The organism is Rhizobium sp. 01L410 (genome assembly GCF_056400165.1).
The window spans coordinates 119,861-138,331 of sequence record NZ_JBFTST010000007.1 but is presented as its reverse complement, the minus strand read 5'-3'; the positions used below and the strand labels follow the sequence as shown (position 1 = coordinate 138,331).

Annotated in this window: 18 protein-coding genes and 1 other annotated feature; of the genes, 6 read left to right on the top strand and 12 right to left on the bottom strand. The window is 61.2% G+C overall.

Features of this window, described 5'->3' with window-relative positions:
* Positions 1 to 77: 77 nt before the first annotated feature.
* Positions 78 to 344, bottom strand: coding sequence for a hypothetical protein (locus AC1DV9_RS16950; RefSeq protein WP_112386240.1), 267 nt, complete (start codon positions 342 to 344; stop codon positions 78 to 80).
* Positions 345 to 463: 119 nt separating this feature from the next.
* Positions 464 to 1,375 (bottom strand): oxygen-dependent coproporphyrinogen oxidase, encoded by a 912-nt coding sequence (hemF, locus tag AC1DV9_RS16945; RefSeq protein ID WP_477949250.1) that lies wholly within the window; start codon positions 1,373 to 1,375, stop codon positions 464 to 466.
* A gap of 165 nt (positions 1,376 to 1,540) precedes the next feature.
* Here hemF and AC1DV9_RS16940 point away from each other — a divergent pair, with 165 nt between their 5' ends.
* Positions 1,541 to 1,804, top strand: coding sequence for a hypothetical protein (locus tag AC1DV9_RS16940; protein ID WP_112386242.1), 264 nt, complete (start codon positions 1,541 to 1,543; stop codon positions 1,802 to 1,804).
* Between the two features lie 9 nt (positions 1,805 to 1,813).
* Here the strand turns inward: AC1DV9_RS16940 and AC1DV9_RS16935 are convergent, their stop codons facing one another.
* Positions 1,814 to 3,460, bottom strand: a complete 1,647-nt coding sequence (locus AC1DV9_RS16935) for a Na/Pi cotransporter family protein (protein WP_112386243.1) — start codon at positions 3,458 to 3,460, stop codon at positions 1,814 to 1,816.
* Positions 3,461 to 3,725: 265 nt separating this feature from the next.
* Positions 3,726 to 4,376, bottom strand: coding sequence for a glutathione S-transferase family protein (locus AC1DV9_RS16930; protein WP_477949248.1), 651 nt, complete (start codon positions 4,374 to 4,376; stop codon positions 3,726 to 3,728).
* Between the two features lie 183 nt (positions 4,377 to 4,559).
* Between AC1DV9_RS16930 and AC1DV9_RS16925 the strand changes: the two genes are divergently transcribed.
* A complete protein-coding gene (locus tag AC1DV9_RS16925) occupies positions 4,560 to 5,540 on the top strand; it encodes an SDR family oxidoreductase (protein WP_477949246.1) in 981 nt (326 codons plus the stop codon).
* 66 nt (positions 5,541 to 5,606) lie between these two features.
* Here the strand turns inward: AC1DV9_RS16925 and AC1DV9_RS16920 are convergent, their stop codons facing one another.
* The 5 genes from AC1DV9_RS16920 to AC1DV9_RS16900 all read right to left on the bottom strand — a co-directional run bounded on the left by AC1DV9_RS16920 (position 5,607) and on the right by AC1DV9_RS16900 (position 11,144).
* Positions 5,607 to 7,073, bottom strand: a complete 1,467-nt coding sequence (locus AC1DV9_RS16920; protein WP_477949244.1) for a SulP family inorganic anion transporter — start codon at positions 7,071 to 7,073, stop codon at positions 5,607 to 5,609.
* A 70-nt stretch (positions 7,074 to 7,143) separates the two neighbouring features.
* Positions 7,144 to 7,199, bottom strand: a sequence feature (sul1 is cis-regulatory element that is thought to sense ions involved in sulfur or methionine metabolism; They are found in Alphaproteobacteria).
* A gap of 74 nt (positions 7,200 to 7,273) precedes the next feature.
* Positions 7,274 to 9,217: an adenylate/guanylate cyclase domain-containing protein gene (locus AC1DV9_RS16915; RefSeq protein WP_477949242.1), complete on the bottom strand. Its 1,944-nt coding sequence runs from the start codon at positions 9,215 to 9,217 to the stop codon at positions 7,274 to 7,276.
* A 61-nt stretch (positions 9,218 to 9,278) separates the two neighbouring features.
* Entirely contained in the window at positions 9,279 to 9,815 is a 537-nt protein-coding gene (locus AC1DV9_RS16910; protein WP_477949240.1) for an OmpA family protein, read from the bottom strand.
* Positions 9,816 to 9,827: 12 nt separating this feature from the next.
* Positions 9,828 to 10,502 carry a L,D-transpeptidase gene (locus AC1DV9_RS16905; protein ID WP_310294356.1) on the bottom strand — a complete coding sequence of 225 codons (675 nt, stop codon included), beginning with the start codon at positions 10,500 to 10,502 and terminating at the stop codon, positions 9,828 to 9,830.
* A 180-nt stretch (positions 10,503 to 10,682) separates the two neighbouring features.
* Positions 10,683 to 11,144, bottom strand: a complete 462-nt coding sequence (locus tag AC1DV9_RS16900) for a tRNA (cytidine(34)-2'-O)-methyltransferase (RefSeq protein WP_112537871.1) — start codon at positions 11,142 to 11,144, stop codon at positions 10,683 to 10,685.
* Positions 11,145 to 11,518: 374 nt separating this feature from the next.
* Here AC1DV9_RS16900 and AC1DV9_RS16895 point away from each other — a divergent pair, with 374 nt between their 5' ends.
* Positions 11,519 to 13,375 (top strand): ABC transporter ATP-binding protein, encoded by a 1,857-nt coding sequence (locus AC1DV9_RS16895; protein WP_112386250.1) that lies wholly within the window; start codon positions 11,519 to 11,521, stop codon positions 13,373 to 13,375.
* A gap of 42 nt (positions 13,376 to 13,417) precedes the next feature.
* On the opposite strand, the gene AC1DV9_RS16890 is transcribed toward AC1DV9_RS16895, so the two are convergent.
* Genes AC1DV9_RS16890 through AC1DV9_RS16880 form a run of 3 tightly spaced genes read right to left on the bottom strand, consistent with a single transcriptional unit; the run spans position 13,418 to position 14,284 of the window.
* On the bottom strand, positions 13,418 to 13,708 hold the full coding sequence (locus AC1DV9_RS16890) for an addiction module antidote protein (RefSeq protein ID WP_112386251.1): 291 nt from the start codon (positions 13,706 to 13,708) through the stop codon (positions 13,418 to 13,420).
* Entirely contained in the window at positions 13,701 to 14,006 is a 306-nt protein-coding gene (locus AC1DV9_RS16885; RefSeq protein WP_477949238.1) for a type II toxin-antitoxin system RelE/ParE family toxin, read from the bottom strand. The genes AC1DV9_RS16890 and AC1DV9_RS16885 overlap by 8 nt, the downstream gene beginning before the upstream one ends.
* A 47-nt stretch (positions 14,007 to 14,053) precedes the next feature.
* Positions 14,054 to 14,284 (bottom strand): CopG family transcriptional regulator, encoded by a 231-nt coding sequence (locus AC1DV9_RS16880; protein WP_477949236.1) that lies wholly within the window; start codon positions 14,282 to 14,284, stop codon positions 14,054 to 14,056.
* 164 nt (positions 14,285 to 14,448) lie between these two features.
* Here AC1DV9_RS16880 and AC1DV9_RS16875 point away from each other — a divergent pair, with 164 nt between their 5' ends.
* The 3 genes from AC1DV9_RS16875 (at position 14,449) to AC1DV9_RS16865 (ending at position 18,449) form a co-directional block, all read left to right on the top strand.
* The gene (locus AC1DV9_RS16875; protein WP_477949234.1) at positions 14,449 to 16,350 is read left to right on the top strand and encodes an ABC transporter ATP-binding protein; all 1,902 of its coding nucleotides are present in this window, start codon (positions 14,449 to 14,451) and stop codon (positions 16,348 to 16,350) included.
* 240 nt (positions 16,351 to 16,590) lie between these two features.
* The gene (petA, locus tag AC1DV9_RS16870) at positions 16,591 to 17,169 is read left to right on the top strand and encodes a ubiquinol-cytochrome c reductase iron-sulfur subunit (RefSeq protein ID WP_112515740.1); all 579 of its coding nucleotides are present in this window, start codon (positions 16,591 to 16,593) and stop codon (positions 17,167 to 17,169) included.
* Positions 17,170 to 17,183: 14 nt separating this feature from the next.
* Positions 17,184 to 18,449 carry a cytochrome b gene (locus AC1DV9_RS16865; RefSeq protein WP_112386256.1) on the top strand — a complete coding sequence of 422 codons (1,266 nt, stop codon included), beginning with the start codon at positions 17,184 to 17,186 and terminating at the stop codon, positions 18,447 to 18,449.
* Positions 18,450 to 18,471 lie beyond the last annotated feature (22 nt).

Genomic DNA, 18,471 nt, shown 5'->3' with positions numbered 1-18,471 from the left:
ACATTCACGCGTAGCTTGAATGTGCAAAGAGGGGAGAAGGTTCCGGCCGATCGCGGCGATCGGCCGGATTGATAGGCTTATTCCGGCATCGCCCAGAAACGGTAGCAGTCCGAAGACTGGTAGGGCGTGTTGGAATTGGCGCTTTCGCGGCCCTGTCCCTGCAGCTCTTCGGGCGATTTTCCGCCGGCGAGCTGAAGCTTGACCTGCTCGATGAAGCAGGAAAGGGGCAAATCCGAGCCGCTTTTCGCCCGCATGTCTTCTGCGAGACGGCTCAGAAATTCCGGGGCATCGATTACGCGGGATGATTGCTGCGCATCCGCGGATGAACCGCTTTGTATCGTCATGGACAATCCTCCTCCGATTGTTATGCACATACAAATTGATTTAGAACGCGTTCACCCTTCTTGAAGGGCATTCAACATGTTTTTACCCGTACGTTATCGTACAGTCTGATCTGCAGCGCCTACGGCCATTTCACCGTTGGCGGCATGGACGAGAGAATCGACTCGATATTGCCACCCGTCTTCAACCCGAAGATGGTACCGCGATCGTAGAGGAGATTAAACTCCACATAGCGGCCGCGACGAATCAATTGTTCCTCACGATCCTGTTCCGTCCACTGTTTGTTGAAATTGGCGCGAACAATCTGTGGATAAACTGCGGCAAAGGCCCGGCCAACGTCCTGCGTGAAGGCGAAATCGGCGTCCCAGCCGCCGGCCTCGGGGCTCGAATGCAGCCAGTCGTAGAAAATGCCGCCGGTGCCGCGCGGTTCGTTGCGGTGCTTCAGGAAGAAATATTCGTCGCACCACTTCTTGTAGGCATCGTAATCGGCAACCGCGTGCTGGCGACAGGCGAACTCCAGCGCCTTGTGGAAGAGCTGGGTATCTTCGTCTTCCTGGCTGCGGCGCCGGTCGAGAACCGGCGTCAGGTCGGCACCGCCACCGAACCAGCGGGTCGAGGTCACGACCATGCGGGTGTTCATGTGGACGGCGGGCACGTTCGGATTGACGGGGTGGGCGATCAGCGAGATGCCGGAGGCCCAGAAGCGCGGGTCCTCATTGGCGCCGGGGATCTGGGCACGGAAATCGGGGGCGAATTCGCCATAGACGGTCGAGGTGTGAACGCCGACCTTTTCGAAGACGCGGCCATGCATCATCGACATGCGTCCGCCGCCGCCCGCGCCATTGTCACGCGACCAGTCCTTGCCGATAAACCGGCCGGGCTCGCGGTCGGACATTGGTCCGGCGAGTTCGTCTTCCAGCGCCTCGAAGGTGGAACAGATCGTGTCGCGCAGCTGGCGGAACCATGTCTGGGCCGCAAGCTTCTTGTCTTCGATGTCGGCGGGAAGGCCTGCCGGCAATACTGGTCTTTCCATACTAACCCCCATAGGCCGCAGCCGGAGCCGCGACCCGTCATTCCTGATTGCGACGCCTCCTATCAGCTAGGAACGCCAGTCGCCAGCGGGCGGAAGGCCGCAGCCAAGATTCGACTCGCAAATTAGCGGGTTCGATACTACCTTTTTCCGGCAGAGGTAGGTTTCATGAATAAAATTCCGGGACCTCCGTCATTCGACGGCTTGAAACGAAGGATCGAGCGGCATCGTGCCGAGGGGACGCCCCGAACGGGGGCGGACCGCTTCGTGCGCGAAACATACCGGCTTGCGCTGCTCGATGCGCGGGCCAAGGCCCGCGAATGGTTTGCCGAATATCCGAAGGCAGCCTACTGGACCGAGGTCGAGAGCTGGCGGCAGCTGGACAATGATCAGATAGAATTCACGATGCGCCGCCTGCCATCGGCAGATTGACTGCGATCCCTATTCCGCAGCGTCCTTGAGGCGGCTTTCGATCAGCAGGCCATGCTCGTCCATGATCGGGTGGGCGACCGAGACGATATGGGCGTTGATGCGCTTCAAGTCGCGCAGCATGTCGAGATGCAGCGAGCTGGTCTGCAGGCTGTCGGCGCGGCCGTCGCGCAGGCGTTCCAGGTGGCGCTCGGAGGACTGCTTCTCCATCCTGCGGACCTCGACCTTCACTTCCATCATCTGCTTGGCGAGTTTGAAATCGCGGGTGACGAAGATCGTCTGGGCGATGCGAAGATTGTCGATCGTCAGGTGGAAGAGCTTCTTCAGCTCCTCATAGCCGTCCTCAGAGAATTTCAGGCCGAGCGAAGCCTTCTTGGTGACCTGCGGCAGCAGACCCTTCTCGATGATATCGCCGATATGTTCGAGATTGATCGCATAGTCGATGATGACGATCGAGCGTCGTCCGTTTTCCTCGCTGAGGCCTTCTCGGCCGAGCTTGGAGAGATAGATCTTCACTTCCTGCTGCAGGCTGTCGACCCGCTTTTCGAGCGAGGGAATTTCCTTGAGCTTGGCAAGATCGTCCTTCTCGAAGGCATCGGAGGCGCGCATCAGCATGCGCTCGATGAGATCGCCGACGCCCAGCGTTTCGCGCGTGGCACTGGCGAGAGCCACGACCGGGGTCGAGAGTTCGCCCTGATCCAGATATTTCGGGGCGTTGTCGGGCTGCGCTTCTTCCGGCACCAGACGCAGCATCAGCTTCGACAGCAGGCGCGAGAAGGGCCAGGCGACGGCGGCAAGCATCAGGTTGAAGCCGAGATGGGCATCGACGGGCAGCTTTGCAGGTGCCAGCGGCAGAAGTTCCAGCAGTTCCGCCCCGTAACCGGCGAGAGGTAGGGCGATGAGACAGCCGATGGCGCGCACGATCAGATTGCCCAATGTCACCCGTTTGGCCGAAGCCGGGCCGGAGAGCGATGCGACAACCGGCGGAATGGCGCCGCCGAGATTGGCGCCGAGCACCAGGATGATCACCAGATCCGCAGAGAGGATGCCTGTTGATGCCAGCGACAGGATCAGCACGACGGCGGCCAGACTGGACGAGGAGATGAATGCAATGCCTGCCGAGAAGGCGAGCGCCACCGGCCATGCATTGTCGAGCAGGCCGACGAAGGCCGCGAGTGCCGGCGACTGGCGCATCGGCTCTGTGGCGCTGCTCAGCAGATGGAGCGACAGGAGCATCAGGCCGATCCCGATCAGCGCCGTGCCGCCGCCCTGGCGGGAGGTGGAGCCACTGCGATAAAGCACGATGCCGGCGAGGATGACGAGCGGCGACAGCCATTCGATGCCCGTTGCGACGATCCAGGCGGTGACGGCGGTGCCGACATTGGCGCCGAGCAGCACGATCTGCGCCATGCGCGGCTTGACCAGCTCACGCTCGACGAAGGAGGCGACCATCAGCGCCGTTGCCGTCGAGCTTTGCAATGCGACGGTGGCGACGAAACCGGAGAAAAAGGAGCGCAGACCGCTGCGCGTGCCGGTCGCAAGCCCTGTCCGGAGCTTGGCGCCGAAGGCCCGCGACACGCCATCTTTGACCTGCGCCAGGCCGAATAGCAGCAAGGCTACGGCACCGAACAGGTTTATCATGACGATCGTGGATTCCATTATCAGCAGTCTTCTTCTTGGTTGGCGTTTGCAATGCTGTGCATATTAGAATCACGTCATTGCCAATTCGTTGAAATTGCTGCGCAGTGACGGATTTTTGTTTGCCCGGCTAACAATAATAGGCCGATTTGGCAGCAACACAACGCCGTTTGCGACATATTGCAGGGATGTGCCGTCATCTACGGCGGAGCCGCTGGAAATCAATGGCATCCGGCAGCGGATGCTACCGGATGCCGCAGATGATTTCGGCTTCGGAGAGCCTTGGTCAGCTCTGCGAGGAGGCCAGAAAAACCGCCAGCTGGGCGTCGAATGCGCGCTTGTAGGCTGGCCGTGCCTCGCCGCGTGCGACATAGGCCGCTAGGTTCGGGAATTCATCGAGCAGATTGGAGCTTTTCAGTCGCTGAAGCACCGAGATCATCTGCAGGTCACCGGCGCTGAAATCGCCGTCCAGCCAGTCAGCAGTGCCGAGGCGTCGTGACAGTTCGGCCAGCCGCTTGCGGATGCGGCCGGTGAGGAGGGGGAGGCGTTGTTCGTGCCAGCTCTCGTTGCGCTCCAGAAAGCCTGTCGCCTCCCGTTCGACAATCGGCGGCTCTATGGTGCTGACGGCGGCAAACAGCCAGGCGATGGCGCGTGCCCGGCCGTTCTGATCCGCGGGCAGCAGACCGGGGAATTGTTCGGCGATATGGAGGATGATGGCGCCGGACTCGAAGATCGCCAGGTCGCCGTCCTCGTAGGTCGGGATCTGCCCGAAAGGCTGGAGCGCCAGATGGGCGGGCTGCTTCATCGCCTCGAAGGACACGAGACGGACCTCATAGGGTTGCCCGACCTCTTCGAGTGCCCAGCGGACGCGCATGTCGCGGGCCATTCCGCGGCCGCGATCGGGCGAGCATTCAAAGGCTGTGATGGTGATCGTCATCTTTTCCTCCAGAGCATGTCTGTCTTGAAGACGTCCGGACAGCCAGGGTTCCGACATCGGCTTGTATCTTGGCACCGCTTTCCGGCCGCGGCGCGCCCCTAGGATTTGCGGGAGACGATCAGGCCCATTCGCGCTATGAAAAGCAACCACAGATCCTGCCCATCACATACCGAGGTCTCTTCCATGGCTTTGAACGTGCTTTTCATCGGCGGTACCGGCCAGATCTCCTATCCCTGCGTCGAGCGCGCGGTTGCTCAGGGATACCAGGTCAGCGTCTTCAACCGCGGGCTGAGAGGCGATCCGCTGCCTGCCGGCGTGACCTCGATCACCGGCGAACTCGGATCGGCAGCCTACGCCGATCTCGCCAAGGCCAACTACGACGTCGTCTGCCAGTTCATCGCCTTCACGCCGGATCAGATCGCCCGCGATATCGAGATATTTTCCGGCCATTGCGGCCAGTACATCTTCATCTCGTCGGCCTCGGTCTATGAAAAGCCGGCGCGTCATTATGTGATCACCGAAAACACGCCTGCCATCAATCCCTATTGGCCCTACAGCCAGGCGAAGATCGCCTGCGAGGAACTGCTGAAGAAATCCGGCAACCTCGCCTGGACGATCGTCCGCCCCAGCCATACCGTCCGCACCGGCCTGCCGATCATGATGGGCGAGAGCGATATCATGGCGCGGCGCATGCTGGATGGCGAGCCGACGATCGTCGCCGGCGATGGCCATACGCCCTGGACGCTGACGCGTTCCGTCGATTTCGCCGTTCCCTTTGCCGGACTGTTCGGCAAGCAGGCGGCGCTTGGTGAGATCTTCCACATCACTTCCGACCGCGCCCATATCTGGAACGACATTCAGAAAGCGATCGCGCGGCTGCTCGGCGTCGAGGCCAAGATCGTCCATGTCCCGACCGACACGCTGATCAAGTACAATCCGGACTGGGTCGGTCCGCTGGTCGGCGACAAGGTCTGGACCGCCATCTTCGACAATTCGAAGGTCAAGCGCGTGGCGGGTGATTTCAGCTGTGCCGAGAACCTCGACGACATCCTGGCGGAACCGATCCTGCATCTGAAGCAGCGTCTGGCGAAGAACCGCCCGCCGAAGGGCGAGTTCGATGCGCTGATCGACCGGATCTGCGCGGCGCAGAGCGCGTTGGGGTAGGGCTTCCCTTGAGCAAACGATCGATGACGACGATCTGCCGTCATCGTTCCCGTTGCCGAGGTGCGGTCAGATTTCTTCAAGCTTCGTTGAGCCATCCAGGCTTTTGATCAGAGTCGCACTGGCATCATTCAATCCCAAGACACGGGATGCGATGCCATGGGTATTGAAACGGTCTACGACCCGATCGAGTGCGGCGACTGCCGTGATGTCCCAGAAATGCGCCTGTGAAACGTCGATCGTCACGTCCATGCCCTTGGACTGCTCGATGTCGAATGCGTCGATGAAGACGTCGGCCGAGGCAAAAAATACCTGCCCCGACACCAGATATCTGACCTGACCGGCATCTGCGTCGATCTCCGTTTTCACTTGCAGGAGACGGGCCACCTTGAACATGAAGAACACGCCGCTCAGCAGGACGCCGACGGTGACACCCAGAGCCAGGTTGGCGCTGAACACCGTGGCGAGAACGGTCACGAGCATGACGGCGCTCGACATTTTCGGGTGAACGACCATCGTCTTCAACGACGACCAGTCGAAGGTGTCGATAGACACCATGACCATGATGGCAACGAGTGCGGCGACCGGAACCTGAGAGACCCAAGGCTTCAGCAGCACCATCAGCACGAGCAGCAACGCGCCGGCGAAGAGAGTGGAGAGCCGGCCGCGGCCGCCGTATTTCACATTGCTCACCGTCTGGCCGATCATGCCGCATCCGGCGATTCCGCCGAACAAGCTGGAGGCCATATTGGCGATGCCGAGGCCGGTGCATTCCCTGTTCTTCGAACTCGGCGTTCCGGTCAGATCGTCAACGACGCTCGCCGTCATCATCGATTCCAGCAGTCCGACCATGGCAATGGCCAGCGCCGGTCCGGCGATGATCGTCAGCGTTTCGCGCGTGATCGGGACGGCGGGCCAGCCGAAGATCGGGAGGGAATCGGGAAGTTTGCCGAGGTCGGCAATCCTCATGACCGGAAGGTTGAATGAGATCGCAGCGACCGTCAGGATGAGAATGCAAATCAACGGAGACGGGATGGCGGTGGTCATTCGCGGCGCAAGGTAGATGATCACCAGACCCGCGGCCAGCATGCCATAGGCAAGCCAGTCTCCGTGGATGATGTGCGGCAGCTGAGCGGCGAAGATCAGGATTGCCAGCGCATTGACGAAGCCCGTTCGCACGGATTTCGAGACATAGCGCATCAGGACGCCGAGGCGCAGAATGCCGAAGGCGATCTGAAACAGCCCCGCCAGCAATCCGGCTGCGAAGAGGTAATGAAGTCCGTGAGCATGGACCAGCGGTGCCGCGACGAGGGCGACGGACCCTGCAGCAGCCGATATCATCGCCGGACGGCCGCCCGTGAAGGCAATGACGATGCCGATGACAAAGGACGCGAACAGGCCGACCTGAGGATCGACGCCGGCGACGAAGGAGAAAGCGATGACCTCCGGGATCAAAGCGAATGTCGCGACGGCTCCAGCGAGCATTTCGCGCCTGGGATTGGCGGACCAATCCCTGCGGACGGAAGAAAATTGCATGTGATGAGTTCTCGCAAAGCATGACGAGCGCGCTCTTTCGAGCGGCCGGTTGATTGGCATGCAGGTTTTGCGTGGTCTGGCGGATCGGCGGCCAGAAGAGCCACCCGGAGTTTCACCGGGTCCGTGGTGAGTGAATTCGTATTATCGCAATTCGTCCGCAAAGCAATACGCCGCCGCTCTGGCGCGAAGCGGCTGCTATATCATCCGGCGACTTTCCGTTCGTCGATGTTCTCCTCGCTGCTTACCCCCGCAAGCTCCCATATATCCACCTTCTCGGCGCGCCCCTTGACCTGCACCAGACCGAGCGGGTGCATTTCGAACTGCCCGGCAACGGCATCGCGTGTTGCGGCACTCACCAGGATCGAGGTGTTGAACTGCTTGTTTAGCCCCTCCAGCCGCGAGGCGACGTTGATCGTGTCGCCCATGGCCGTGTATTGCTGCCGCGAGATGGCGCCGAAGCTGCCGACGACGGCGGGGCCGGTGTGCAGGCCGAAGCGGGTGAAGAGTTCCGGCAGGCTGTTTCCGGCATTGGTTTCGTTCATCGCATCGATCGCCGCCTTCATCGCGAGCGCGCAGCGGCAGCCGTTCTCGGCATGTCTCAAATCTTCGACGGGGGCATTCCACATGACGAAGGTGGAGTCGCCGAGATACTGGACGACGGTGCCGCCATGGCGCTCGGCGATGGTGTTCAAGAGCTCGAAATAGGCCGAGAGTATATCGACGACGTCCTCGGGCGAGTGCTGCTCGGATATGGTGGTGAAGTCACGGATATCGGTGAAGAGGACGGTGACCTCCTGCCGTCTCGCCTTGACCATCGTGCGGTCTTCGGAACCGACGATCCGCCGGACCACTTCGCGCGGCACATAGAGCGCAAACTGGCGGATGGCGTGGCGGCTTGCGGCCAGCGCCGTCGCCAGCGTGTTGATCTCCGAGATCCAGGAATGCGAGGCCGCCTTCTCGCCGACATCGAGATCGCCGATCCGCCGGGCCTCGTCGGCAAGCCTGTTCAGCGAGCGGCTGACGATGCGCGACAGGATCACCGATGCCGCGACACCGGCGATCAGGAACCCCGCGGCGATCAGGAGATTGTGGATCAGCAGCCGGTTGGCCTGTGCCACCAGATCCTCCAGCGGCACGACGATGGCGACGACATCCCCCTTGAACAGGCCGGAGACGCTGACCGGGGCGATCTGCAGCAGGTGTCTTTCGCCGTCGAGCTCGATGCGTGCCAAGCCGCCATTGGCAAAGGCCGGGTCGTGGCGCAGCCGCGCCACGGTTTCGAGGCTGCTGTCGAAACTGTTGGCGGTGGTATCGGCTGGGCCCGTGCTTTTCGACCAGATGTCGAGCAGCCTCTGCATGATGGCCGGATCGGAATGGGCAACCAGATCGTCTGCATCATCGATGATGTAAGCGCGTGCACGCGGCGCGATACCCTGCGCATCGAGCAGGCGGCCGACGGTTTGCAGGTGGATATTGATGCCGACGACGACCTTGACGTTGTCGCGCATCGGCGCGGCGACGGTCAGTGTCGGGACCTGAAGCGTTCCGGCGACATAGGGACCGATCGAGATCGCCTGTCCGTCGCGAACGGCGGATTGATACCATGGGCGCTGGCGCGGATCGAAGGAAGCGTAGTCGATGTTCTTCTCGCCGAGCGGTCTTGCCTGACTGTCGAGAAAACGGAGCGTCGATATGACATCAGCGCTTTGCCGCTCGGCGATGGTTCGGATCGCGAAGGCGGTACCATCGGGCGCCGCAAGGGTTTGGCGCACATCGCGCCTGCTGGTGTTGATGACCTGCACGTAGGACCCGTCGGGATAGCCGGTGTAGATGCTGGTGGCATTCGGAATGTTGCGCAGGGCTTCGAGCAGGAATTCCTGCTTTGCCTGCAGATCCTGCGGCGGCGGGGAGGCGAGCTGCGGCAAGGTCGAGGCGAGGGCGACCGCCTCGGTGCCGCCCTGCAGCGTGTTGCGGTAGCCCTCGATCAGCCGCAGGCTCATTTCGCGCATCTGCTGCACGCCGGCGCTGACAGCCGCCTCGCGGCCATGGCTGAAGGCCAGCCAGATGATTGGCGTCGAGGTACAGAGCAGCGATGCGACGACGAGGACGCCGAGATGCAGCCTTAGGGGTTTGGACCAGCGCACGGGATTTTCCTCGACATCAGGAGAGGCGGCGGCGCTTGGAGAAAGCGCGCCGCCAATCCGATCAGACGGCGTCCGGTTCCTTGCGCAGATTGGTCACGACGCGGCGGTTCTGCACCTTGCAGGAGCGATCCGTGCAGTCGCGAACCTCGCGGTCCTTGCCGTAGCCCTTGGCCCACATCCGCTTGGCATCGACACCCTTCGAAACGAGGTAGGCCATGGCGGCATCGGCGCGCTTCTGCGACAGCGTCTGCATCTTGGATTCGGAGCCGGAATCATCGGCAAAACCCTGCAGCTTGATCAGCCATGCCGGGTTGCGGCTCAGCCAGGCGGCCTGGCTGTCCAGCGTTGCCATGGCAACGGAATCGAGCGTGGCGGAATCCTGGATGAAATAGATACGGCGGCCGACATTGAGGATGAAATCCTCCTCGCTGCCCGCCGCGACCGTCTCGAAGCCGGGAGCGGGGTCATTGGTCTTGCCTGTCATCGGCGTTGGCGCGGGTTCCTCCACCGACGCAATATTGCTCGTGGTGCAGGAGGCAAGGGCCATCAGCATGGCTGTGGCGGCGAGACGGCCGGCAAATCCGGTCTTGAAAGGCATCTGGTGATTTCCTCATTCGACCGGGGTTGTCTGGCTGACCTGGGCTGCAGGCTCTGCCTGATCGGCAATATGCGGCAGGACCTGGACGGCGGTGCCGATCGGGCAGCGCTGATAGAGGTCGATCGCATCCTCGTTGAACATGCGGATGCAGCCGCTCGAGGCGTCCTTGCCGATGCTCCAGGGCTCCAGCGTGCCATGGAAACGGTAACCGGTATCGACGCCATCACGCAGCAGATACATGGCGCGTGGCCCGAGCGGGTTCTTCGGCGAGCCGCCGGCCACAAATTCCGGCAGTTCCGGATGGCGCTTGCGCATCTCCGGCGGCGGCGTCCAGCGTGGCCAGAGCGCCTTGCGGTCGATCGTGGCGCGTCCGAACCACTTGAAACCCTCGCGGCCGACGCCGACGCCGTAGCGGATCGCCGTCTTGTTTTCCATGATCAGGTAGAGGAAGTGGTGCCGGGTATCGACAACAACGGTGCCGATCGGCTCGGTGCTGAAATACTTGACGACCTGGCGCTGCCAGCGCCTGTCGATCTTGGCGAAGTTGGTGCTTTGATAGGTTATGCCGTTATCGACGGCGGTTCCGGCAAAATACGAGGCGGCGGCGGCAAATGCCGGGCGCTGAACCGCGCCCGCTGCAAGTAATGCCATGCCCCCATGCAAAACAGTCCTGCGGGTCCACTCCATCGGCAAGATCCCCCTCAAAGCCAAGCAGCGAAACCGCAGTAAATCAGGTTTTCTATTTGCTACAACAGAAAATTCTCCAGCATGGGTGGCTCACGTTACGGCTTTCGGGAAACTGGTTCCTTCGCCGTTACTCGGCGATGGCAATCTCGCCCCAATATTTCGCCGAAGCGGCCCGGCGCTTCAGCTCCAAACCGTCTGCCGCATCGCTTCTCCCGTTATCATCGCGGCAGAGACGGCGACGTTGATCGAGCGCTGTCCCTCGACCATCGGGATGAGGAGCCGCCCATCGGCCTTGTCATGGACGTGGTCGGGCACGCCGGCGCTTTCGCGGCCGAAGAGCAGGATGTCATCAGGCCGGAAGGCGAAGCTGGTGTAGGGGCTGGAGGCCTTGGTCGATGCGAGGATAAGGCGGCGCCTTGTGGTTGCGCGCCATTCCTCGAAGCGGTCGAAATTGACATGGCGGGTGAGGGCGGCCGATGAGATGTAGTCCATGCCGGAGCGCTTCAGATTGCGGTCCGATATGTCGAAGCCGGCTGGCTCTATGATATCGACGGCAAAACCCAGACAGGCGGCCAGTCTCAGGATCGTGCCGGTGTTGCCGGGAATGTCCGGCTGGTAGAGCGCCAGTCTGAGGTCGGTCATCGTTATCTCCGGGAAGGGTGTGCCAGCCCTAGAACATGTGTGTTTTGAACGCAACAGGACGCGTTTTGACCCTGAAATGTTCAATTTCTGCCGATTTTCAGCTGGAAATTTGGCGATTTTCGCGTTATCGGTGCACATCTTCAAACGCCAGCAGGGAGGCCGACATGAATATTTTGCTGCTCACGCGCCTTCCGGCCGTCATGCGACCGCTGGTGATGGCGCGTTCCTGACGCGCAAAAGCTTTCTCAAAATCCCCCATTGATCCATTGCGCGGCTGTTGTGGCCTCGCCCCTTGAACGTCCGGTTCCCATATGTGCTCAAGCGCGGATTTGCGCGGGCCGGGAGACGGAACGGTACGGTTCCGGAGCATTTTCATGTTTGGCTGGTTCGAACAGCGGTTGAATCCCTTCCCCAGCGAGGAGCCTGTGGCGCCTCCCACGGGGCTTTTCGCCTTTTGCTGGCACTATACGAAGCCGGCGGCACCCTGGCTGGCGATCATGGCGGTCCTCACCGCGCTGATCGCTGTCGGCGAAGTGGCGCTTTTCCAGTTCCTCGGCGATATCGTCGACTGGCTCGGCAACGCCGACAAGGCGACCTTCATGCAAAACGAGTGGCAAAGGCTCGCCTGGATGGGCGCGCTGATCCTGATCGGCCTGCCGCTGGCGGCGGGCATCGACTCGTTGATCATGCATCAGGTGCTGCTCGGCAACTATCCAATGATCGCCCGCTGGCAGATGCACCGCTTCCTGCTGCGTCACAGCATGACCTTCTTCGCCAACGAGTTCGCCGGACGCGTTGCCACCAAGGTGATGCAGACGTCGCTGGCCGTGCGCGAAACGGTGATGAAGATCCTCGACGTCTTCGTCTATGTCGTCACCTATTTCATCTCGATGATCGTGGTGATCGCTGCGGCAGACTGGCGGCTGATGATCCCGATCCTCGTCTGGCTCGGCGTCTATGTCGGCATCGTCTCCTATTTCGTGCCGCGGCTGCGCCGGATCGCCAAGCAGCAGGCCGATGCGCGCTCGATGATGACGGGGCGTGTGGTTGACAGCTATACGAACATCGCGACTGTTAAGCTGTTTTCGCATGCCGGGCGGGAGGAGAGCTACGCCAAGGAAGGCATGGACGAATTCCTGCAGACGGTGCATGCGCAGATGCGCCGCGTGACGCTGTTCCACATGTCGGTCTACATGAACAACTGCATCGCGCTGTTCGTGATTTCGGGCCTGTCGATCTGGTTCTGGCTGAACGGCGAGATCTCGGTCGGCGCCATTGCCATCGCCATTGGCCTGGCGATGCGTGTCAACGGCATGTCGCAGTGGATCATGTGGGAAGTGTCGGCGCTCTTCGAGAATATCGGTACCGTCTATGACGGCATGGATATGATGACGAAGAACCACGACATCACCGATCTGCCGGGTGCGCCGGTGCTGCAGGCCAAGCGTGGGGCGATCCACTACGAGCGGATCGGCTTCCACTACGGCAAGGGCAAGGGCGTCATCGAGAACCTGTCGCTCGACATCAAGGCCGGCGAGAAGGTCGGTCTGGTGGGCCGCTCGGGCGCCGGCAAGACGACGCTGATGAACCTGCTGCTGCGGTTCTACGACCTGGAAGCAGGGCGTATCACCATCGACGGCCAGGATATCACTGCCGTGTCGCAGGAAAGCCTGCGGGCGCTGATCGGTGTCGTGACGCAGGATACGTCGCTGCTGCACCGCTCGATCCGCGACAACATCGCCTACGGCCGTCCGGATGCGACGGACGCGGAGGTGATCGAGGCGGCGAAGCGGGCGAATGCCTGGGAGTTCATCGAAGGGCTTTCCGACATGCACGGCCGCAAGGGGCTGGATGCTCAGGTCGGCGAGCGCGGCGTGAAACTGTCGGGCGGCCAGCGCCAGCGTATCGCGATCGCCCGCGTCTTCCTGAAGGACGCGCCGATCCTGGTGCTCGACGAGGCAACCTCGGCTCTCGATTCCGAAGTGGAAGCGGCGATCCAGGAAAACCTCTTCGCGCTGATGCAGGGCAAGACGGTCATCGCCATCGCCCACCGCCTGTCGACGCTGACCGAGATGGACCGGCTGATCGTGCTCGACAAGGGCAAGATCATCGAGTCCGGCTCGCACAGCGAACTGGTCGGAGAGGGCGGCATTTATGCCGACCTCTGGACCCGCCAGTCCGGCGGCTTCCTGGCGGATCACGAGGAAGAAGCCGACGCCGCGGCGGAGTGAAAATGAGAAAGCCCTTCCGGCGGAAGCCGGGAGGGCTTTTGCTTAGGCGGTATGGCGTTTTGCGGTGAGTTCCAAGCCCAGCGATTGCATCACCGCCAGGACCGTCTTCAGCGTCGGGTTCCCATCTTCGGCGAAGGAACGGTAGAGTGCTTCGCGTGCCAAACCCGTCTCCTTGGCGATTTCGCTCATCCCGCGCGACCTTGCGACGATGCCGAGCGCATGGGCGATATAGCCCGCGTCTCTGCTTTCAAACGCGTCCTTCATGAATTCGTCGATCGCCTCGTCCGAGGTCAGCGCATCCGCCGGATCGTAATCGTGTAATTTCTCAGCCATCGTTCTCGTCCAGTTCGCGCGCAAGCCTCTTGGCAAGCGCTATGTCGCGGCTCTGCGAACTCTTGTCTCCTCCACAGAGAAGAATGATCAGCCCTTTGCCGCGCCAGGTGATATAGAGCCGGTAGCCCGGCCCGTAATGAATGCGCAACTCGCTGACGCCGTCGCCAACCGGCTCTACATCGCCCGTGAGGCCATAGCTCAACCGCGTCAATCTGGCAGCGATAGCCGCACGAGCGCGCTTGTCCCTCAGCTTTTGCTCCCATTTTCGATAGATATCGGTTTGCGAAAGTCTGATCATCGGTTTGTGATTTATAAATCACAAAACTGAATTTTCAAGTGCGACGCCTAAAGGCTATCCGCCCAGTCGCGGATGCGGTGGGTCTCGACGATGAACATGGTGTTGGCGCTGGCAAGCGTGCGCAGGTCGAGCAGGCGGCGTTCCTCTTCGCGCTCCAGCCATAGGGCGACGGCCTCGCTGACGATCGCGTCGTGCTCGATCCCGAGATGTTCGGCGGCGGCCATCAGCCTTTCCGCAATTGGAAGCGGAATATGCACTCTCAGCATTTTCGTTTCCATGCCTGGATGTCTCCGTTGAGCGTCGATTGTACTCCGAGATTGTGGCTAGGTCAGCGGCATTCAACACGCCTCACGCCGATATTATCGAATATTACCAAAATATAAGGTTGTGTCAGCCGCCGTTACTCTTTGCCGGTCCGGGGTTTTTGCCTATATCGGCAATCATGTTGCTGCGCCCCATTCTCAACCTGTTCGAAACCTGGATCGACCCCTTCCGTCAGCGGGATAATATCCAGCCGCCGCGTTCGACGCTGGGTTTCATCTGGTTCTACATCGGCCAGGCACGATGGCCCTTCATTGCGATGCTCGTGCTCGGCGGAATGTCGGCGGCGATCGAGGCGGCGCTCTTCTGGTTCGTCGGCCGTCTCGTCGATATCCTGAGCACCATCAAGCCCGGAGACGGCTGGAGCAAACTGCTTGGCGATCACGGCGCTGAGCTCTTCGGCATGCTGGCGCTGATCGGCATCGTGCGCTTCGTCGTCGCCTTCCTGATCGCGCTGGTCGATCAGCAGGTGATCACGCCGGGCTTCTACAATCTGGCCCGCTGGCAGTCTTATCTGCATGTGTCGCGTCAGTCGCTGCAGTTCTTCCAGAGCGATTTTTCCGGCCGTATCGTTTCCAAGGTCTGGTCGGCGGGGCAGGCGGTCGGCGATCTCGTGACGTCGCTGATGGAGAGCGTCTGGTTCGTCGGCATCTATGCGGCGGCGACGCTGGTGCTCGTTGCGAGGCTCGATTTCTCGCTCGCGGCCGTGGTGTTTTTCTGGATCGTCGCCTTTGGCGTGCTGGCGCGCTATTTCGTGCCGCGCATCCGCTTCCACTCCCGCGAAACGGCCGAGGCGGCGTCGATGCTGAATGGCCGCATGGTCGATTCCTACAGCAATATCCAGACGCTGAAGCTGTTTGCACGCGACGAGGAAAGCGACCGCTACATGCGGCAGGGCTTCGATATCTATCAGGAAACGGTGCTGCGCTTCACGCGCTTCATCACCGGCGTGCGTGCCTCCATGGCGCTGCTGTCGGGCCTGATGATCGTGACCATGGCGGGGCTCAGCGTCGATCTGTGGCTGCGCGGACTGGTCAGCTCCGGCGCTGTCGCCTTTTCGCTGGCACTGGTGCTGCGCCTGAACTTCCTGCTGGGCCGGTTGATGACGCAGTTCAACGGCATCATGCGCAATCTCGGCACGATCCAGAACTCCGCCGAACTGATCTCGCAGCCGCTCGGGCTTGTCGACCGGCCGGACGCGCGCGAACTCGTCATCCGCCAACCGAGCATCCGCTTCGAAAATGTCTCGTTCCACTACGGCAAGAGCAAGGGTGTGATCGACAACTTCTCGCTGACAGTCGCACCCGGCGAAAAGGTCGGTATCGTCGGGCGTTCAGGTGCCGGAAAATCGACGCTCGTGAACCTGCTGCTCAGGATGTACGACGTCGAGGGCGGCCGCATTCTCGTCGATGGCCAGGACATTGCCGCCGTGCGCCAGGAGACGCTGCGCATGCAGATCGGCGTTGTCAGCCAGGATACGTCGCTGCTGCACCGCTCGGTGCGCGACAACATTCTCTTCGGCCGCCCGGATGCGGGCGAGGGCAAGCTGGTCGAAGCCGCCCAGAGGGCCGAAGCCATGAGTTTCATCGACAGGCTGCAGGACCAGAACGGCCGCAAGGGCTTCGACGCCCATGTCGGCGAGCGCGGCGTCAAGCTTTCCGGCGGCCAGCGTCAGCGTATCGCGATTGCCCGTGTCATGCTGAAGGATGCGCCGATCCTGGTGCTCGACGAAGCCACCTCGGCGCTGGACTCCGAAGTCGAGGAGGCGATCCAGTCGAACCTCAACCGCATCATGGACGGCAAGACGGTGCTGGCGATCGCTCACCGGCTCTCGACCATCGCCGCGCTTGACCGGCTGATCGTCGTCGATCAGGGGCGAATCATCGAGGAAGGCACGCATGAGGCGCTGATTGCCAAGGGCGGGCTTTATGCCGAACTCTGGGCCCGGCAGTCCGGCGGGTTCCTCGCCGCCGATGACGGCACCGGCGAGGGTACGGGCGGACGTGAGGCCAAGGTGGTCTAGAGCAGAGGCTCCAGCGCCCTCCAATCCCGCGAAGCCTACGGATTGACTTGAAAATTTCATCTGAAATTTCCCGCGACATTGTGCCGTCAGCCCCTTGTCAAGGGTAGACATAATTTGCGATCAAGCATAGAACGCGCCGGATTGGTGGGGAGTCTGTGGCCGAATTGTGTCTTCAACAGATTCGTCGCTGAGAGGGGCAGGGCGGAATTCCGCGAAAATTGCGCAGAGGATGGTTTAGCCGTGAGCGAACACGATACGACAAGCGGGGCTTCATCAGAGCCCACTCGCCGTGATTTCCTATATCTCACCACTGGTATGGCGGGTGCTGTCGGCGCCGTTGCGGTTGCATGGCCGTTCGTCGATCAGATGCGTCCGGACGCATCGACGCTGGCACTGGCTTCGATCGAAGTCGATGTCACGAGCCTGACGCCCGGCATGTCGCTGACCGTCAAGTGGCGCGGCAAGCCGATCTTCATCCGCAATCGTACGCCGGAAGAGATCAAGGCTGCTGCGGATACGCCGCTGGCCGACCTCAAGGACCCGGTTGCGCGCAATGCCAACCTTGCTCCCGATGCCCAGGCGACCGACCTCGATCGCTCCGCCGGCAAGGACAAGGAAAACTGGATCGTCATGGTTGGTACCTGTACCCACCTCGGTTGCGTACCGCTCGGCCAGGCCGGCGAATACAACGGTTGGTTCTGTCCCTGCCATGGTTCTGTCTACGATACGGCCGGCCGTATCCGTAAAGGCCCTGCGCCGCAGAACCTGGCTATTCCGACCTTTTCGTTCGTGTCCGACACTAAGATCAAGATCGGTTGAGGGGAGACTGATACATGAGTGGCCATTCCAGCTACGAGCCATCAACCGGCTTGGAAAAATGGATCGATGCGCGCCTTCCGCTGCCGCGTATGATCTATGACAGCTTCGTTGCATACCCGGTTCCGCGTAACCTGAACTATGCCTATACCTTCGGTGCCATGCTTTCGGTCATGCTGATCGTTCAGATCCTGACCGGCATCGTGCTTGCCATGCACTACGCCGCCGACACGTCGATCGCCTTCAACTCGGTTGAAAAGATCATGCGTGACGTCAATCACGGCTGGCTGCTGCGCTACATGCACGCCAACGGCGCATCGTTCTTCTTCGTTGCGGTTTACCTGCACATCGCGCGCGGCCTCTACTACGGTTCGTACAAGGCGCCGCGCGAAATCCTCTGGATCCTCGGCGTCGTCATCTACCTCCTGATGATGGCAACCGGCTTCATGGGCTACGTTCTGCCCTGGGGTCAGATGTCCTTCTGGGGCGCGACCGTTATCACCGGCTTCTTCTCGGCCTTCCCGCTGGTCGGCGAATGGATCCAGCAGTTCCTGCTTGGCGGCTTTGCCGTTGATCAGCCGACGCTGAACCGCTTCTTCTCGCTGCACTACCTGCTGCCCTTCATGATCGCAGGCGTTGTTATCCTGCACATCTGGGCACTGCACGTGACCGGCCAGACGAACCCGACAGGCGTCGAAGTCAAGACGAAGACGGACACCGTCCGCTTCACGCCTTACGCGACCCTCAAGGATGCGCTCGGTGTTTCGATCTTCCTGCTGGTTTACGCCTATTTCGTCTTCTACCTGCCGAACTTCCTCGGCCACGCCGACAACTACATCCCGGCTGACCCGTTGAAGACGCCTGCTCACATCGTTCCGGAATGGTACTTCCTGCCGTTCTACGCGATGCTGCGCTCGATCACCTTCAATGTCGGCCCGATCGACTCGAAGCTCGGCGGCGTTCTGGTGATGTTCGGCGCGATCATCGTGCTGTTCTTCCTGCCCTGGCTCGATACCTCGAAGGTCCGTTCGGCCGTCTACCGTCCGTGGTACAAGCTGTTCTACTGGCTGTTCGTGATCAACGCGATCATCCTCGGCTGGCTTGGTTCCCAGCCGGCTGAAGGTCTCTTCACCACCATCTCGCAGATTTGCACGCTCCTCTACTTCGCCTTCTTCCTGGTGGCGATGCCGGTGCTGGGTCTTGTCGAGACACCGCTGCGCGTTCCGAACTCGATCACCGAAGCGGTGCTCGAGAAGAAGAACAAGTCTGCGGCCAAGGCATAACCGAGCGGCGGAAGGAATTAAA

What these genes read in the sequence shown, in the direction of transcription:
- AC1DV9_RS16950 (WP_112386240.1), bottom strand. Translation starts at nt 344, where the DNA reads ATGACGATACAAAGCGGTTCATCCGCGGATGCGCAGCAATCATCCCGC.
- hemF (WP_477949250.1), bottom strand. Translation starts at nt 1,375, where the DNA reads ATGGAAAGACCAGTATTGCCGGCAGGCCTTCCCGCCGACATCGAAGAC.
- AC1DV9_RS16940 (WP_112386242.1), top strand. Translation starts at nt 1,541, where the DNA reads ATGAATAAAATTCCGGGACCTCCGTCATTCGACGGCTTGAAACGAAGG.
- AC1DV9_RS16935 (WP_112386243.1), bottom strand. Translation starts at nt 3,460, where the DNA reads ATGGAATCCACGATCGTCATGATAAACCTGTTCGGTGCCGTAGCCTTG.
- AC1DV9_RS16930 (WP_477949248.1), bottom strand. Translation starts at nt 4,376, where the DNA reads ATGACGATCACCATCACAGCCTTTGAATGCTCGCCCGATCGCGGCCGC.
- AC1DV9_RS16925 (WP_477949246.1), top strand. Translation starts at nt 4,560, where the DNA reads ATGGCTTTGAACGTGCTTTTCATCGGCGGTACCGGCCAGATCTCCTAT.
- AC1DV9_RS16920 (WP_477949244.1), bottom strand. Translation starts at nt 7,073, where the DNA reads ATGCAATTTTCTTCCGTCCGCAGGGATTGGTCCGCCAATCCCAGGCGC.
- AC1DV9_RS16910 (WP_477949240.1), bottom strand. Translation starts at nt 9,815, where the DNA reads ATGCCTTTCAAGACCGGATTTGCCGGCCGTCTCGCCGCCACAGCCATG.
- AC1DV9_RS16905 (WP_310294356.1), bottom strand. Translation starts at nt 10,502, where the DNA reads ATGGAGTGGACCCGCAGGACTGTTTTGCATGGGGGCATGGCATTACTT.
- AC1DV9_RS16900 (WP_112537871.1), bottom strand. Translation starts at nt 11,144, where the DNA reads ATGACCGACCTCAGACTGGCGCTCTACCAGCCGGACATTCCCGGCAAC.
- AC1DV9_RS16895 (WP_112386250.1), top strand. Translation starts at nt 11,519, where the DNA reads ATGTTTGGCTGGTTCGAACAGCGGTTGAATCCCTTCCCCAGCGAGGAG.
- AC1DV9_RS16890 (WP_112386251.1), bottom strand. Translation starts at nt 13,708, where the DNA reads ATGGCTGAGAAATTACACGATTACGATCCGGCGGATGCGCTGACCTCG.
- AC1DV9_RS16885 (WP_477949238.1), bottom strand. Translation starts at nt 14,006, where the DNA reads ATGATCAGACTTTCGCAAACCGATATCTATCGAAAATGGGAGCAAAAG.
- AC1DV9_RS16880 (WP_477949236.1), bottom strand. Translation starts at nt 14,284, where the DNA reads ATGGAAACGAAAATGCTGAGAGTGCATATTCCGCTTCCAATTGCGGAA.
- AC1DV9_RS16875 (WP_477949234.1), top strand. Translation starts at nt 14,449, where the DNA reads ATGTTGCTGCGCCCCATTCTCAACCTGTTCGAAACCTGGATCGACCCC.
- AC1DV9_RS16865 (WP_112386256.1), top strand. Translation starts at nt 17,184, where the DNA reads ATGAGTGGCCATTCCAGCTACGAGCCATCAACCGGCTTGGAAAAATGG.